This is a genomic window from Enterobacter sp. ZOR0014 (assembly GCF_000798855.1).
Classification (GTDB): domain Bacteria; phylum Pseudomonadota; class Gammaproteobacteria; order Enterobacterales; family Enterobacteriaceae; genus Enterobacter; species Enterobacter kobei.
In genome coordinates, this window is sequence record NZ_JTLF01000162.1 from 1 (window position 1) to 15,633 (window position 15,633).

14 protein-coding genes are annotated in these 15,633 nt (G+C 56.7%); 10 read left to right on the plus strand and 4 right to left on the minus strand.

All coding sequences use genetic code 11. From position 1 onward, the window contains the following. The 10 genes from L977_RS08220 to L977_RS08265 form a co-directional block, all read left to right on the plus strand. The coding region (locus tag L977_RS08220) for a DUF2931 family protein (protein WP_156118162.1) at positions 1-311 on the plus strand (311 nt) is incomplete at its 5' end. A gap of 335 nt (positions 312-646) precedes the next feature. After that, on the plus strand, positions 647-913 hold the full coding sequence (locus L977_RS08225) for a PAAR domain-containing protein (protein WP_047625563.1): 267 nt from the start codon (positions 647-649) through the stop codon (positions 911-913). A 3-nt stretch (positions 914-916) separates the two neighbouring features. After that, complete coding sequence (locus L977_RS08230; protein ID WP_047625564.1) at positions 917-2,074, plus strand: hypothetical protein; 1,158 nt, start codon at positions 917-919, stop codon at positions 2,072-2,074. Then, a complete protein-coding gene (locus L977_RS08235; protein WP_052192612.1) occupies positions 2,058-5,465 on the plus strand; it encodes an ImcF-related family protein in 3,408 nt (1,135 codons plus the stop codon). Before L977_RS08230 ends, L977_RS08235 begins: the two co-directional genes overlap by 17 nt. Then, positions 5,465-7,051 (plus strand): type VI secretion system protein TssA, encoded by a 1,587-nt coding sequence (gene tssA / locus L977_RS08240; protein WP_047625565.1) that lies wholly within the window; start codon positions 5,465-5,467, stop codon positions 7,049-7,051. The genes L977_RS08235 and tssA overlap by 1 nt, the downstream gene beginning before the upstream one ends. Before the next feature lie 29 nt (positions 7,052-7,080). Beyond that, positions 7,081-8,844 (plus strand): type VI secretion system baseplate subunit TssF, encoded by a 1,764-nt coding sequence (tssF, locus tag L977_RS08245; protein WP_047625566.1) that lies wholly within the window; start codon positions 7,081-7,083, stop codon positions 8,842-8,844. Then, positions 8,799-9,896, plus strand: a complete 1,098-nt coding sequence (tssG, locus tag L977_RS08250) for a type VI secretion system baseplate subunit TssG (protein WP_072034136.1) — start codon at positions 8,799-8,801, stop codon at positions 9,894-9,896. Before tssF ends, tssG begins: the two co-directional genes overlap by 46 nt. Next, positions 9,877-10,413, plus strand: a complete 537-nt coding sequence (gene tssJ, locus L977_RS08255) for a type VI secretion system lipoprotein TssJ (RefSeq protein ID WP_156118163.1) — start codon at positions 9,877-9,879, stop codon at positions 10,411-10,413. The genes tssG and tssJ overlap by 20 nt, the downstream gene beginning before the upstream one ends. Position 10,414: 1 nt before the next feature. After that, positions 10,415-10,912, plus strand: a complete 498-nt coding sequence (gene tssE, locus L977_RS08260) for a type VI secretion system baseplate subunit TssE (RefSeq protein WP_052192613.1) — start codon at positions 10,415-10,417, stop codon at positions 10,910-10,912. Between the two features lie 21 nt (positions 10,913-10,933). Beyond that, on the plus strand, positions 10,934-11,413 hold the full coding sequence (locus tag L977_RS08265; protein WP_047625569.1) for a hypothetical protein: 480 nt from the start codon (positions 10,934-10,936) through the stop codon (positions 11,411-11,413). 196 nt (positions 11,414-11,609) lie between these two features. Here L977_RS08265 and L977_RS08270 read toward each other — a convergent pair whose 3' ends face one another. The 4 genes from L977_RS08270 to L977_RS08280 all read right to left on the minus strand — a co-directional run bounded on the left by L977_RS08270 (position 11,610) and on the right by L977_RS08280 (position 15,628). Next, positions 11,610-13,121, minus strand: a complete 1,512-nt coding sequence (locus L977_RS08270) for a hypothetical protein (protein WP_047625570.1) — start codon at positions 13,119-13,121, stop codon at positions 11,610-11,612. Positions 13,122-13,503: 382 nt separating this feature from the next. Continuing rightward, positions 13,504-14,067, minus strand: a complete 564-nt coding sequence (locus L977_RS08275) for a DJ-1/PfpI family protein (protein WP_023330522.1) — start codon at positions 14,065-14,067, stop codon at positions 13,504-13,506. A 113-nt stretch (positions 14,068-14,180) separates the two neighbouring features. Continuing rightward, positions 14,181-14,321 carry an Ecr family regulatory small membrane protein gene (locus L977_RS24465; RefSeq protein WP_014884038.1) on the minus strand — a complete coding sequence of 47 codons (141 nt, stop codon included), beginning with the start codon at positions 14,319-14,321 and terminating at the stop codon, positions 14,181-14,183. Positions 14,322-14,395: 74 nt separating this feature from the next. Then, positions 14,396-15,628: a sensor domain-containing diguanylate cyclase gene (locus tag L977_RS08280; protein ID WP_023330521.1), complete on the minus strand. Its 1,233-nt coding sequence runs from the start codon at positions 15,626-15,628 to the stop codon at positions 14,396-14,398. Between the last annotated feature and the right edge of the window lie 5 nt (positions 15,629-15,633).

Genomic DNA, 15,633 nt, shown 5'->3' on the forward strand with positions numbered 1-15,633 from the left:
ATGAAACCCTCATATTCTTCAGGAAAGGAACCTGGGAGCAGATGACCACACCCTATACAGACAGCCGCTGGGACGAAATCTACTATCGTTCAACCATGATTATTGGTCTGGCTCCTGAGGGTAAGGTGAGTGTCTGGCTGGGAGACCGTGGTAATCCGGTGGTCTCTCAGTCAGATGCCAAAATTACCACCGTATCCGGTGACAAAATGCAGATGTGTAAGGGTGTGACTAAACACCCTGACGGGTATGTTTACTACGGTGATACACCTGATTTTATAAAAGGTAAAACCTATCCCTATGGTAACTGGTGATATTCAGGCCAAAATAAACATGGCGAGTTAGAGAGGAATAACAAATTTTTGTTTATTTCCCTGAGTGTTATTTGTATTTAAAAACAACTGATTTTTTGCGAGAACATTTCCGGCTTGTTTGTTTTTTTTTACGTATTGTACATAAAGATAGCATGAATATTCATTGTCTTATGGGTTTATATTTAAGTGGTTGGTCATGCATTTAATATGGTGATGACCATTAAAAAGGGTGATGAACTGAAGTCGTTCTTCTTGAAAATACCTGTTAACTACCCGAAGTGATTCGAACTGACATTGCTGTCAGAATGATAATCCTTTTTTGCCAGGGAGATTATATGTCCAGAGGCTTTGTATTACTCGGCGATAAAACCACTCACGGTGGTTCTGTTATTTCTGCGTCCTCCACCATGATTGTTAACGGCAAACCCGTGGCGCTGATGGGGGATAAAGTTAGTTGTCCGGTTCCGGGGCACGGCACCAATGCCATTATCGAGGGAGCGCCGGAATGGTCTTCGGATGGCAAGGCCATCGTTGTTGATGGCTGCAAATGCCAGTGTGGTTGTCAGGTGATATCCGGGGCACCGGAATGCGCGATAGGATAAAACATGGGCTGGGTACGAACAAAAGCATTAACCACGGAGCGTCCATCAGCACCGACACTGACCTGGTGGCTGTCTGCCGGTATACTGATGGCGATTATCGGTGTACTGCTGTTTATCCTGCATGCCTCCGGCACCATAAAAACACTTTCAGCGATGAATATCTGGTGGGTATCTCTCACTCCGACTGGATGCTGGCTGTTGGCCTTTTGTCTGCAGTGCTGGCTGTGGGACAGAAACCTCAAAGAGTATCAGTTCTTACAGAAAGAGGCGGAACGCGGGCAGTTAATGTGGGAAGCCTGGGCCGGTCGTTATCTGGCGGTTCTGGGTAGTACGGTGCTGTTGCCGGATTATGTTTCAGCGGCAAACTGGGGAAAAGAACGTCCCCAGCAATATGGGCTTACCCGCAGAATTACTTACCTTCCGACAGAAAAATCAGCACAGTTGAGTGCGCTGCATGTCCTGCTCGGCGGTATAAAAGACACTGTAGAGCGCCTGCCAGCAGAGCTAATGCTGCATGTCACTTTAATAACGGATAATCCCTCGCCTGAACTTACCGGCAGTTTCAGTCATCTCTGGAAAGAACGTATTCCTGGTCGTGCCGTGCCTGATGGCATTACCGTTACTGGTTCATTTTCTATGTCGGAAGTAGAAGCGCGCCTGAAGCAACCCTTGCTGACGGTCAGTTTGCTCCTGGTTATCCAGCTTAACGGCAATGATGCTTATTCCGACGGGCTGGCCGCGCTACTGCTGACCAGCGACGACGTGGCGCAAAAATATCACCTGCTGCATCCAGCTCGTCTGCTGCGCCCGATGCCTTTAGATATGAATAATTTTGACAGGGATATCACACTGTTTCTGGAAACCCAGACTATTGCCTGCCGGACGCATTCTGTTCTGGGGGATGCGAAGTCGTGGACGGAGAGGACAGCAGCGCTCATCACTCAGGGAGCAAAACTGAAAGCTCCGTGGAAGGCTGAAGATATCGCATTAATGGAAAAATGGTGCGGCATACCGGGGCCGTTTGCCCCCTGGCTGCTGACCGCGCTGGCAGCCGATATTGTCAGTCTTCGTAAGCAGTCCCTGCTGGGACTGTTTTCCACTACACAGGAACATTTTATCAGTACCATCATCCCAGGGAGTGAAGATGAATATACCGGGTAACAGCCTGGGCCGGTTTGGCCTGGCCGGACTTACGCTGGCCGGAATGGCTGCTTTATGGTGGGGGATCACCCGTTATGGTGGAATGCTGAATATCACGACCCGGGGTGAGCAGATACTGGCGTTTGTTCTGGTATGTCTGGCTCTGGTGTTCATTCGCTATCTGCCTGCACTGTCCCGTTACGTTAAGGAGAAATATCACCGCCGTCAGGCACAGCAGATAAATGCTCTTCCCGGCGAAGAAGGACGCGTGGCGCTAACGCCTCCCCGGCATATCATCGTGGATGAAATCCGTACCGCGATGCGCCATCAGTATGGCCGCATCTGGCCCCGCAAGATCCGCATCCTGCTCATAACCGGCAGCGTCACCGATGCCGAACAGCTCGCCCCAAAACTCACGCAGGAACTCTGGCAGGAAGACCAGGGCACGCTGCTGCTGTGGGGCGGGGACCTGAACACCCCGGCAGACACCGACTGGCTGGCGGCGCTGCGTAAACTGCGCCACCGCCCGGTGGATGGAATAGTGTGGGTCACATCACAGCTGGACACCTCGACGGAGAATGCCGCTCCCGCACTCACCCCTGATGCGATGGACAGCCTTGCCGCGTCGCTGAATGCGCGTTATGACACTCTCGGCTGGCAACTGCCAGTGTACGTCTGGTCCCTGCATACCCGCGCCGGGCAGCAGGCGGATCGGATCACCCAGGCCGTCGGTTTTCTGCTGCCATCTGACAGTCGCCCCGAAGGGCTAAGCAACCAGCTTGTCACTCTGACGCCCGGCCTTATCGCGCAGGGCATTCAGCAAATATGCACGAAGGTGAAGCATAATTTTCTGCTGAACCTGGCCGACCAACTCTCACGCGTGCCGGAAACGGTGACAGGGCCGCTGTCAGTTTTGCTCAACCCGTACCGTCCGCTCCCGCTGGCAGGCGTGGTGTTCAGCCCGCCATCAGAGGGAGCTGCGCGTAGCGTGAAACACCACTGGGGTAAGGATAACCGCTGGGACATTATTACTGATTCAGTGCAGACGCTTTCGGCGGGACTACGTCCGCGTAAGCCCGGCGTCAGTGCCCCAAAAATACTCCTGGGAGTGGTCGTGGTGTTGATGGTGGGATGGGCCATTTCGATGATGATCTCCTTCACCGCCAACCGCAGCCTGGTGGCGACGGCACAGGAGCAGGTGCAGCGGGTTTCTGCGGAGAAGCACCCCCTTGCGACACGTCTTTATGCGCTCTCAGAGTTGCAGAAAACCCTTTCCCGCCTTCAGTATCGCGCTGAACATGGCGCACCCTGGTACACGCGCGGCGGCCTCAGCCAGAATGATGACCTTCTGGCTGCGCTGCTGCCACGCTATGCCGAAAATGCGATACCGCTGCTGCGCGATGCGGCCGCCGTTCATCTTCAGCAGCAGCTGAATGCGTATGTGCAACTGCCGCCGGACAGCCCCTTGCGCGAGAAGATGACAAAAACCGCTTACGACCAGTTGAAACTGTATCTGATGCTGGCGCGTCCGGAGCGAATGGACGCGGCCTGGTTCTCCGGCACGCTGATGCAGGACTGGCCGCAGCGTCCGGGTGTGAAAGACGGCATCTGGCAGGGAATCGGCACTTCGCTGCTTCGGTTCTTCGGCGCCAGTTTGATGACCCAACCGCAGTGGCGTCTGCATCCCGATGATGGGCTGATTAGCCAGGCGCGCACCCTGCTGATCCGCCAGATGGGGATGCGCAACAGCGAATCCACGCTGTACCAGAAGATGCTCGCGCAGGTGGCGAATCAGTATGCCGACCTGAGCCTGTCGGATATGACCGGCGATACGGATGCGTCGCGCCTGTTCACGACGGACGAAGTGGTGCCGGGGATGTTTACCCGCCAGGCGTGGGAGCAGGCCGTTCAGCCCGCCATTGAAAAGGTGGTTACGGAGCGCCGTGACGAGATGGACTGGGTGCTGAGCGACAGCAGGCAACCTGCTACGCAGTCAACCTCCGGGGAAGCGCTGAAAGCGCGGCTGACGGAGCGCTACTTTGCTGACTTCGGCGGCGTCTGGCTCGACTTTCTCAACAGCCTGCGGCTTCAGCCTGCAACCACACTGTCGGACACCATTGACCAGTTGACCCTGATGGCCGATGTGCGCCAGTCGCCATTGGTGGCGTTGATGAACACGTTAAACATACAGGGGCGCACCGGCCAGAGCGGGGAAGCGATATCCGATTCGCTGGTGAAGTCGGCGAAGAATCTGTTTAACCGCGATGAGCAGGCCGCGATTGACCAGCAGGGCGGTGCGCATGGTCCGCTGGATGCAACCTTTGGTCCGGTACTGGCGCTGATGGGCAATCAGACGAAAGGGGCGGGGAATACGGATCTGAGTCTCCAGACTTTCCTGACCCGCATCACCCAGGTGCGCCTGCGTCTTCAGCAGGTCACTAACGCCACTGACCCGCAGGCGATGACTCAGGCGCTGGCGCAGACGGTCTTTCAGGGTAAATCGGTGGACTTAACTGAAACCCGGGATTACGGCAGCCTGGTGGCGGCGGGGCTGGGGCAGGAGTGGAGCGGTTTCGGGCAGACGGTGTTTGTCCGCCCGATGGAGCAGGCCTGGCAGCAAGTGCTCGCGCCCGCAGCCGAAAGTCTCAACGCCCAGTGGCGCAGCGCGGTGGTGGACGACTGGAACACCGCCTTTGGCGGACGCTATCCGTTTAAGGACGTCAGCAGCGAAGTGTCCCTGCCGCTGCTAGCGAAATACCTTAACGGTGATTCCGGGCGCATTGCCCGCTTTTTACAAACCCGTCTTAACGGCGTGCTCTATAAAGAGGGGAGCCGCTGGACGGCGGACAGCATCAATGCGCAGGGGCTGACCTTTGACCCGGCATTTCTGAAGGCAATGAACACCCTGAGCCATATTTCGGACGTGGTGTTTACCAATGGTGAGGCTGGCCTGCACTTTGAGCTGCGCCCGGGCACGGCGGATGGCGTGATGCAGACGGACCTGGTGATAGACAGCCAGAAGCTGGTCTATATGAACCAGATGCCCGCGTGGAAGCGTTTCAGCTGGCCAGCGGACACCGAAGCGCCGGGTGCGACCCTGAGCTGGATAAGCACGCAGGCTGGCACCAGACAATACGCGGATATGTCAGGGGCGTGGGGCTTGATTCGGCTGCTGGACAAGGCCAATGTCAGCGCTTACCCCGGGACGGGCAGCAGCTGGAGCCTGAACTGGAAAGCACCGGACGGCAGGGCGCTGAACTACACGCTGCGCACGGAGGCCGGAGAAGGCCCGCTGGCGCTGCTCAAGCTGCGTAATTTTACGCTGCCAGAGGCCATTTTTACTGTTACAAACCCAATGGAAGATGTGACGGCGTTTTCTGATGACAACGATATTGCTAAGGAGGACTGGTAATGGCATCCATTACAACGCTGATGGCGGCCTGCCGGCTGGAGGCAGACACGCTGACACCGCAGGTACAGTCCCGCCTTGCGCTGTGGGATAACTGGCTGCTGCCCGTTTCTGACGACAACCCTGTCGGCGATGACCCCGGCTATGATGATGATTTCCAGCAGATGCGCGAAGAGGTGGGTAAGCTCTCCGGCATGGACACGGAGCTTATCTGCCAGCTTGCCGAAAAATTGCTGACTACGACCACAAAGGATCTCCGCATTGCGACCTACTACGCCTGGGCGCGGCTGCACCGGGACGGCGAGGCGGGACTGGCCGACGGGCTGGAGCTGCTTGTTGCCATGATGCAGCGGTATGGCGAACAGCTTCATCCGCAGCGGGAACGCAGCCGGAAGGCGGCGCTGGAGTGGCTGGGGAGCAGCCGGATGCTGGACAGCCTGTCCCTGTATCCGGAGGTGATAAAGACTGAAGCTGAACGCACCGCCAGTGCGCTGTGGCTGCTGGAGCAGAGTTCAGCACCAACCGATGAGGTGGAACGCCCGCAGTACGGTGCATTATATGGCGCGCTGGAGAGCCGCTTACAGAAATCCGGCGGTATGGAGGCGGTAGTACCGCAAAACGTCAGCGGGAGCCATCACGCCACGCCGTCATCCGGCAGCGTACCGGCGCTCATCGGTATTACATCCGGACAGGAATTGTTGTCGCAGGCGCGCATTCTGGCCGACTACCTGATAAGCCAGCCTGATGGCTGGCTCGCCGCACACCGGCTGATAAAGAACCTGCGTCATGACACCCTGCATCAGTTACCGCCTCTTTCAGCAGACGGAAAAACCCGCATCGAGCCGCCAAAGGCGGACCAGCGTGCGCAGCTCAAAAGGCTTTACCTGCAGCAGAGCTGGCGTGAGCTGATGGAGGAGGCGGACAGCCTGCTGTCACGCGGGGCGAACCACCTGTGGCTGGACGTTCAGTGGTACCTGCACCAAGCGCTGGTGAAATCCGGGCTGGAGGCGGAAGCTGCGCTAATCCAGTCTGACCTGAAGGGGTTGCTTGCCCGCCTGCCGGGGCTGGAGACGCTGGCGTTTAACGACGGTACGCCGTTCGCCGATGAGGTGACCCTGAACTGGATACAACAGCAGGTGACGGATGACCCGTCGGGCTGGCAGGAGAACCACCCAGCGACAGCTTCGGCTGGGGACGACATCCTGCAACTGGAGCCGGAAGCGTTAACGCTTGCCGACAGCCAGGGGACGGAAGCGGCGCTGGCCTGGCTGCAAAACCGCCCCGGCATGACCACTTCTCGTGAACGCTGGCTTCTGCGCCTGCTGATGGCGCGTATTGCCGAACAGACCGGCAAAAATGAACTGGCGCAGCACCTTCTGGCTGAGCTGGATATTCATTCGACAACCCTGACGCTTACTCAGTGGGAGCCGGAACTGCTGTTTGAGGTGAAGGCGAGAAGGCTGAAGCTGCTGCGGATAAAGGCAGGGCGTAATGACGCCGATAAAACCCGTCTGAATCTTGAAATGGAATACCTGCTGGCGGGGCTGATTGCCATCGATCCCGTCAGGGCCGCCGTACTCTGTAGCTGACCCTTTTTCTGCACTACCCAGGAAATTCAATGGACGATTTAACCCTGCGTTATTTTGACGCTGAAATGCGCTACCTGCGCGAGGCAGCAAAAGAATTTGCGCAAACTCACCCCGACCGCGCGGCGATGCTCGACCTCGACAAGGCCGGAACGCCAGACCCGTATGTCGAACGCCTGTTTGAAGGCTTCGCGTTTTCTGTTGGCCGCCTGCGTGAAAAGATTGACGACGACCTGCCGGAGCTGACGGAAGGGTTAGTCAGCATGCTGTGGCCGCATTATCTGCGTACGATCCCGTCGCTGTCAGTGGTAGCGCTGACACCGGATCTGCCGGCGATGAAAATGGCCGAGGTCATTTCCGCCGGGCTGGAAATCAGCTCCCGCCCGGTGGGACCGAAAAATACCGTCTGCCGCTACCGCACCACCCGGGACGTGACGCTGAACCCTACAGAGGTGTCGGCTGTGACCATGACTGCGGAGCCGGATGGACGTTCGGTCCTGCGCATCCGCTTTGCCTGCAGCCCGCAGGCAGACTGGCGACAGGTCGACCTGACGCGACTGCCGCTGTACCTGGGAGAAGATGCCGTGACGGATAGTGCCCTGCACCTGTGGCTGACGAAGCGCCTGGCGGCACTGTATATACGGCTGCCCGGACAGAACGATCGGGTAAGGCTGGACGGCTATTTTTCGCCGGGCGGGTTTGGTGAGGAGGATCGGCTATGGCCAAAGGGCGACAGCGCGTTCAGCGGCTGGCAGTTGCTGCTGGAGTATTTTACCTTCCGCGAAAAATTTATGTTCGTGCACCTTAACGGACTGGAGAACATCACGCTTCCTGTGGGCATCTGCCATTTTGATATCGAGGTGGTTTTCAGCCAGGTGTGGCAGAGCGACCTGCCGGTGACGGACAGCGCTCTGCGCCTGCACTGCGTACCGGTCATTAACCTTTTCACCCTGGAAGCTGACCCGCTGACCATTAGTGGGCTGGAGAGCGAGTACCTGCTACGCCCGAAACGCCTTCAGGACGGGCACACGGAGATTTACTCCGTCGACAGCGTGACCGGCTCCGGGCGAACCGGGGATGCGCACTATGTGCCGTTCACCAGCTTCCGCCACCGGGGCGGGATGATGCGCCGCCACGCGCCAGAGCGATACTACCATACCCGTGTGAAGCGGGGCGTCACCGGGATGCACGACACCTGGCTTATTCTTGGCGGTCAGCAGTGGGAGGCAGACCGGGTGCTGGCGCGGGAGACCGTATCGCTGCGTATTACCGGGACGAACGGTCAACTGCCGCGCCGGGCGCTGCAGAGCACGCTGCTGGACCGCTGCGAGCAGGTCAGCGAAACGCCGTTCACGGTGCGAAATCTGTGCAAACCCACGCTGCCCGCTTATCCGCCCTCAGACGACCGCTTCCACTGGCGGGTAATGAGCCATCTTGGCACCCGTTTTCTCAATATGATGAGTAGCGCGGAGGTGCTGCGCGGTACGCTGTCGCTCTACAACTGGCTTGATGATGAGCTCAACAACCGTCGTCTGGATGCCATTCTGGACGTGAGGCACCACCGTATCCAGCGTTTTGAGGATGGCTTCCTGCTGCGTGGCCTGGATGTGGAGGTCACGCTCGACAGCAACGGCTTTACCGGGGAGGGAGATGTGCAGTTGTTCGGCGAAATGCTCAATCGCTTTTTCGCGCTGTATGCCGACATGAATCAGTTTAACCAGCTCACGCTGATTGTTCAGCCAGAAGGGAAATGTATCCGGTGGAAAGAGAATCACAGCCCGCGCCTGCCCGGCTGATGGCGCAGGTACGGCAGCATCTGCCGTACATGAACTTTTACCGTTTCTGCCAGCTGCTTGAGCAGAGCCAGCCGGATGCGCCGGTGCCCGGCAGCGACTGGCAGGTGCGTCAGGAGCCGGTGCGGTTCCGGCCCCATTCCGGGATGGGGTTCCCGGCCAGTGAAATCCGGAATATGGAAGACCCGGAACCGGAACATTCGCATCTCCCGCCGACGGTACGCGTCAATTTTATGGGGCTGTACGGCGTGGAGTCGCCGCTGCCGACGCACTACATCGACGATATCACTCAGCGGCGGGAAGGGTACGAAGCCACCCGCGATTTTCTGGACATCTTCAACCACCGGTTGATTACCCAGTATTACCGTATCTGGCGCAAATATTCGTATCCGGCGACCTGGCAGGCGGGGGGGACGGACAACACCTCGCAGTATCTCCTGGGGCTGGCCGGCCTGGGTATCCGTGGGTGCGCGGCTACGGCAGGTACACCGCTGTCTCGCTTTCTGGCGCTGCTTCCCGCACTGTTGCTGCCGGGGCGGACAGCGGAGGGGATGGCGTCGCTGGTGACGCTGCTTGCACCCGATACCCGTGCAGCGGTGTATCACCATGATCGCTGCCGGGTTCCGCTGAAGCAGCAGGTTGCCATGAGCGTCCGGCAGCCGGTCAGCCTGAAACACCGCCCCGTGATGGGCAATTACGGGATGGATGTTAACGGCCAGGTGCTGTTGCGACTGACCACCACCCATCCTGACGAGGTGCGTGGCTGGCTGCCCGGCGGCGAACTGCATCAGGACCTGATGGCGCTACTGCACGTATACCTGGGCTCACACCTGGATGTCCGGCTACAGCTGTGCGTGGCCCGGCATCTGCTGCCGGATGCGAGGCTGGCGTGCAGCACAGATGCCCCGAGAGTGGGGCGTACCGCGGTGATGCGACCGCTGGCTTCGCAACAGAACAGAAACAACATGATTACCATTCACCTGGGGCGTTATCAGTGCGTCCGGGATAACATTCACCGAAGGGAGAGCGATGAAGATGGCGATTACCGCTGGTAACACCTCCGCCACGCTGCTGGCAGTGTGGCTGGCGGCAACATTAACCGGCTGCGGGCTAACGCAGAAAATATCTGATGGCACCGTTGCGGCGACTAAATCCATTTTTTACAAGCAGGTGAAGACCCTGCATCTGGATATACGGGCGCGGGAAGGGGTGAATAACAACGCAAAAGGCTTATCGCTGGCGACAGTGGTGCGGATTTACCAGTTGAAAGATCGTAAAGCTTTCGACAGCACCGACTACCCGTCGCTGTTTGCCCAGGACAGCCAGGCCATTAAAGCTGATTTACTGGCTGAAAAAGATATCCGCCTGCGCCCGGGAGAATCCTTCTCACTGGATATGCCTATGGAGGAGAAGGCGCAGTTTGTGGCGGTGGCCGGGATGTTTATGGCGCCGGACCAGGAAAACAATACCTGGCGTCTGGTCATCTCCCGCGATGAACTGGATCCGGACAAACCGCGTATTATTGAAGCCAGCAATAATCAGCTGACGCTGCTGCCTGTGAAGGATGACTGAGATGCCGCGCCCGTCGTTATACGAAACCCTTTTTGGCAATTTTGCCGGTGGCTTCGATATGCACCAGGTCAGTGAAGAGAACCTGGTCATTCTGTCGGTGTTGGACAATATGCAGCGTATTCTCAACTGTCGCGCTGGTACGCTGGCACATCTGCCGGACTACGGTCTGCCAGATATGACGAAAATCTTCCAGGGCATGCCGGGAACGGCGCACCAGCTCATCACCACCCTGTCGGCGGTGCTGCTGAAATACGAGCCCCGCCTGAGAAAAATCACGGTTGTGATGCTGGAGCAGACGCAGCCTGGCGAACTCCGATACGCCATTGACGCAGAGCTGAAGGGCGTCGGGCTGGTGCGTTATGGCACCGAGTTTATGCCAGAGGGTAAAATCCTTATCCGCCATATGAAACAGCAGCAGTATCTCGATGCGCGCCCTGCTATGGACTGGCCGTGTACCGATAAACTGGCCGGTCAGCGTATCCGGCTCAACAACATGTGAAAAGATAACAGGGACGATAACGTGTCAGCCAGAGAACGTTTTTTCAAAAAAGTGCAGCAGAACAGCAGCAGCTTGCTCCCCGGTAAAACGTCGGCAGAGGCCGAAATCCGGGAATTTTGCCAGCGGATGGATGAACTGGCGCAGCAGATTGACCAGTGGTTTGAGGGAAGTGGAGTTGAGGTCATCATCGCGACCAGGCACATCCACGACCTGAGTACTATTGGTTACAGCCTCAGCAGCGGCATCTGCCGTTATGACATCACGACTGTACGGTTACAGAACGGGGAGCGTAGCGCCAGCATCATCCCCGATCAATTTTGCCGGGGAGTGGAAAGGGGCAGCGTGACGATGCGCGTTGAGGCGCCGGGTATCCGCCAGGTGTATCACCTGAGCATGGCAGCGGAAACGGGCTGGTTCATCCGGCGTGAAAATCAGGACACTCAGAAACGCGTTATGCTGACGGAAGATATTTTTTTCCGGGCTATCGACAGTCTGGCCTGAACATTTCAGAGGTTACCGTAGCCATTTCAGCCACGGATTATTCATGGACAGATACGCTGAGCAATAAATAGTGCACAGAACCCGGTGTTGTGCACCATAATAGAAGAGGACGCCCCACGCGTCCTCTTTTGTATTTAAGTATTACCCTCTTCCGGCGGCCCGTTTGCAGACGGGTTGCCGGATCATCCGCCCTGAATCATAACGGCTGTACCACGCCGCCCGGCAACTGGACGCGCGTTGGTCCGAGGATGCTGTTCATCAGCAGATCGCCATCCGGCATAAACTCCATCTGGGCGTAAATACCGTTACCGCAGATATTGTCGCCAAAAATGGTGTTATGCACGGTCGCGCCGGTCAGCCAGTTCATACCCACCACTTTCCAGCCGCCGTTGTCGCGGAAATAGCCGTTGGTATAGACCGTATTGCTGGCGGAACTGATCGCCGGGATCATGGTGTTGGAGCAGATATCCGGCCTTGCCCACGTTGAGCTCCAGCTGTGGCTAACTGGATCCCTCTCAAAACGTTCCACGCCCTGCGGCGAATCCAGAAGCGGGCCGCGTGCCAGCGCGTCGGTGAGCCGGTTGCCGCTGCTGGGATCCGCGCCGACGTTATTGACGACAAACGCGCCGTAATCCTGCACCGCCACCGACTGATCGCTCTGGATGTACTCCGTGGAGAGCGGCAGGCCGCAGGTGACCGGAATAATGCCGGCGATACGGTTGGTAAAGCCTGTCGGGATCGCATCGCGCCAGAAGGCGACAAGGCTCATGCGTTTTTTGCCGTCGGTGATCACCACCAGTTTATCGGTTCCGCTGCCAAAGCCCATCAGCGTTGGCGTAGCACCTGAGCCGGAGCCAAAGATGGTTGGATAGGTATCACCAGTGGGATAATCGGACACCCACGCACCGTCCGCCGGGTTATCTGAGAGGGCACTGCCGGTCCAGACAACCTTACGCATTTTCTTGTCGGAGACCACGTAAATCCCGCCGTTTTCATCCACCGCCGCCGAGTTGGAAATGTATTCGTCCGCCCCGAAGGTGAGGGTATATACCGGGCCGGAGAAAGATCGCGCCACCACGGAAACCGAGCGGGTGCCAACCACCACCAGATTGCCGTCGTACGTCAGCACCAGGCCGGTAATCGCATCGCCCGATGGGATAAACGAAGAGGTGTCGAGCGTACGCTTAATACCAATGCCCAGCAGCGGCAGGCCGGGCACGTTCAGCCCGACGGCGTACACCTTCGTGCCATAGTTGGCGAACAGCGTGTTGGTGTTGTCCACCAGGCAGTAGGCGCTGTTAATACCGCCCGCAGGCGTGACGGGAGACAACTGCGAGGTGATGCCTTCCACCACGCTCAGGGTATTGAGCGGCTGGGTGAGCAGAGTGGTCAGCAAATCAATCGGGAATTGGGTGATGCCGGGAATGGGCAGGCGCGCCAGCGGCGTAAAGGCACCGTTGCTGGTGCTGATGTAGGTAATGCCTGACCACGTGACGCCCCACATGTAGTCCGGTGATGGCGAGGCCAGGGTCATGATATTGATCGGCCCGTTAATCGCCTGCGGTAATACCGGTGCCAGCGGAATGGACGAATGGACGGTGCTGTCGCCCGAGGGGACAGTAAACGGCAGTGAATCGGACTGGGATGAATCAAAGTGGGTGATGGCGGCTTTTTCGGCGGCAAGCCAGGTATTCAAAGCGGGATTCATGGTGTTTCTCCTCAGATCTACCTGCGTGGCGGGCCCATTTCCGGAGACGGAACAAGCCCGGTACTGAAGCCAAAATTCATGTATATACATACAGCATTTTGACTTCGTTGACTAAGTATAATCAGAGGGAGATGCTTCGCCAGTAAAAATGGATAAATTTTATCTTATTGATATTATTGCTTTTTGGCGTATTGCACTTTTCCGCGCTTACCACTTTCCGCGGTTACTCTGAATCCAGAGATCTGTTTCGGTAACGGGCGGAGAAACTGAACGTTTGCGAGGTACTGATGGGGGAGAATGACCTTGTCGCACTGAAAACTGGCGCATTCTGGCGCCAGTTTTTACTTATGCCCGCGCGTGCCGCTGATGGGCAGCACCACTGTTACTCCAGCAAAGCGCTAAACTTCGCCAGCCACTGTGGATGAGCTGGCCAGGCGGGGGCGGTGACCAGATTACCGTCTACATGTGCCTGGTCGATGCCGATACTGGCGTAGTGACCACCGCTAAGACGCACTTCAGGCGCACACGCCGGGTAGGCGCTGCAGGTTCGGCCTTTTAGTATGCCGGCAGCAGCAAGCAGTTGCGGACCATGGCACACGGCGGCGATTGGCTTACGTGCCGCGTCAAATGCCTGCACCAGCTTAAGCACATCGTCATTTAACCGCAAATATTCTGGCGCTCTGCCGCCCGGGATAAGCAGTGCGTCATAATCCTGCTCCCGTGCGGCGGAAAAGTCAGCATTAAGGACAAAACGGTGGCCGGGCTTTTCGCTGTAGGTCTGGGCACCGTCGAAGTCATGGATTGCCGTCATGATGTAGTCCCCCTTCGGTTTGTCGGGGCAAACGGCATCCACCTGATGACCAATCATCTGTAATGCCTGAAACGGGACCATGGTTTCATAATCTTCGGCGTAATCGCCAACCAACATCAGGATTTTCTTGCTCATCTTTCCTCACCTTTATTTATAGAGATGATTAAGATATAGCCTGGTATGGCTCAATTGCCGGAAATAAAAAAGCCCGTCAGAGCACGGGCGATATAAGCAAATGAATTATTGCACTACAGCGCATCGAAGGTCGGGTACAGGGTATTTTCCAGATATTCAACGAAATACCAGATCTCACCGCTAAAAATAAACCACAAGCCAAATATAATAAGGATGAAAATGATTAAGGTGAGTATTATTTCAGTCTTTCCCATTGTAGCGACTACCCACCTGTCAGTGATTTACATAAGTGGGGCATTGTAACGACGCTTTCCCGTATACTCCAGTCTCATGCCGCAAGGACTTTATTACGTCCATCGTTTTTGGCGCGATAGAGCGCGTCGTCTACGCGTTTAAACAGCTCATCAATACTCTCTTCCGGTTCATGCCTTGCCACACCAATGCTGACGGTAAAACGGGGTAATCCGGGTATGGTGATACGGGTTACCGCCGCGCGGACGGATTCGGCAATCTTCATGGCAGTGTCGAGAGAGGTGCGCGGCAGGAGGATGACAAACTCTTCCCCTCCCCAGCGAAACACGAGGTCATCTTGCCTGCTGCAGGCTTCCAGCGTGCGGGAAAGGGCGATAAGCACCTCATCACCTTTCAGATGGCCGAAGAGGTCGTTGATGTTTTTAAAATGATCGGTATCCACCAGCAGCAGGCTAAATTGCTGTTGCGCGGAAAGGTGGCTCAGGTTGGTTTGATCGATAATATTGTAGAACTGGCGTCGGTTAAGTAAGCCTGTCATTGAGTCACGTAACGCAGCATTTTCCAGCTCCAGCTCGAGCCTTTTTTGTTCGGTGATATCATGGATGATGCACAACATCAGTTTGTCACCGTAAATCTCAATGGGCCCCGCGTAGGTCTGGACATGGCGGGTGGTGCCATCGGCAAGACGGTGAACAAAATTAAACGGCTTATGTCCGCCGGGCAGTGCGGCAATCTCCGTCATAATGGGCATGACACCTCTCCCCAGGGTATTTATCTCCCAGGTGTGTTTATTGCACATTTCATCATGCGAATAGCCATAAAAGCTGAGCGCGGCCAGGTTTGCATCGACAATTTGCCCGTCGCGGGCAGGGTCGATTAACAGCATTGGCGCACTGTTGGTCAGGAAAAAACGGGCGTAGAAACCCTGTTTTTTACGCTGATAGGTTGTGGAACGGCTGGCTTTCAGGCCTGATGGGGCCTGAGAAGAAATCCCTTCAAAAACGATAACATCGCCATAAGGCGTGAAGTGGGAGAGAGAGAGGCGGCAGCTTAACGGTGTATCTTGCCCGGCACGGCTAATCGTCCAGATCTCGACAATATCGTGATCGTTTTTCAGTTCAGGAACATACATCGACAACACGCTTTGCGCACTTGCGGAACAGGTGCCTTTACGCAAGCCATCCAGTGTTTTATTACCCATCAGCTGTGTTGCGGCCACATTGGCAAAAATGATCTGTTCTGAAACAGGAGATATGAGCCACACGGGCGTTTTAATTGCATTCAGCGCATCAAAACCATTTTGCGACATAGGCA

What these genes read in the sequence shown, in the direction of transcription:
- L977_RS08225 (WP_047625563.1), top strand. Translation starts at nt 647, where the DNA reads ATGTCCAGAGGCTTTGTATTACTCGGCGATAAAACCACTCACGGTGGT.
- L977_RS08230 (WP_047625564.1), top strand. Translation starts at nt 917, where the DNA reads ATGGGCTGGGTACGAACAAAAGCATTAACCACGGAGCGTCCATCAGCA.
- L977_RS08235 (WP_052192612.1), top strand. Translation starts at nt 2,058, where the DNA reads ATGAATATACCGGGTAACAGCCTGGGCCGGTTTGGCCTGGCCGGACTT.
- tssA (WP_047625565.1), top strand. Translation starts at nt 5,465, where the DNA reads ATGGCATCCATTACAACGCTGATGGCGGCCTGCCGGCTGGAGGCAGAC.
- tssF (WP_047625566.1), top strand. Translation starts at nt 7,081, where the DNA reads ATGGACGATTTAACCCTGCGTTATTTTGACGCTGAAATGCGCTACCTG.
- tssG (WP_072034136.1), top strand. Translation starts at nt 8,799, where the DNA reads ATGTATCCGGTGGAAAGAGAATCACAGCCCGCGCCTGCCCGGCTGATG.
- tssJ (WP_156118163.1), top strand. Translation starts at nt 9,877, where the DNA reads ATGGCGATTACCGCTGGTAACACCTCCGCCACGCTGCTGGCAGTGTGG.
- tssE (WP_052192613.1), top strand. Translation starts at nt 10,415, where the DNA reads ATGCCGCGCCCGTCGTTATACGAAACCCTTTTTGGCAATTTTGCCGGT.
- L977_RS08270 (WP_047625570.1), bottom strand. Translation starts at nt 13,121, where the DNA reads ATGAATCCCGCTTTGAATACCTGGCTTGCCGCCGAAAAAGCCGCCATC.
- L977_RS08275 (WP_023330522.1), bottom strand. Translation starts at nt 14,067, where the DNA reads ATGAGCAAGAAAATCCTGATGTTGGTTGGCGATTACGCCGAAGATTAT.
- L977_RS24465 (WP_014884038.1), bottom strand. Translation starts at nt 14,321, where the DNA reads ATGGGAAAGACTGAAATAATACTCACCTTAATCATTTTCATCCTTATT.
- L977_RS08280 (WP_023330521.1), bottom strand. Translation starts at nt 15,628, where the DNA reads ATGTCGCAAAATGGTTTTGATGCGCTGAATGCAATTAAAACGCCCGTG.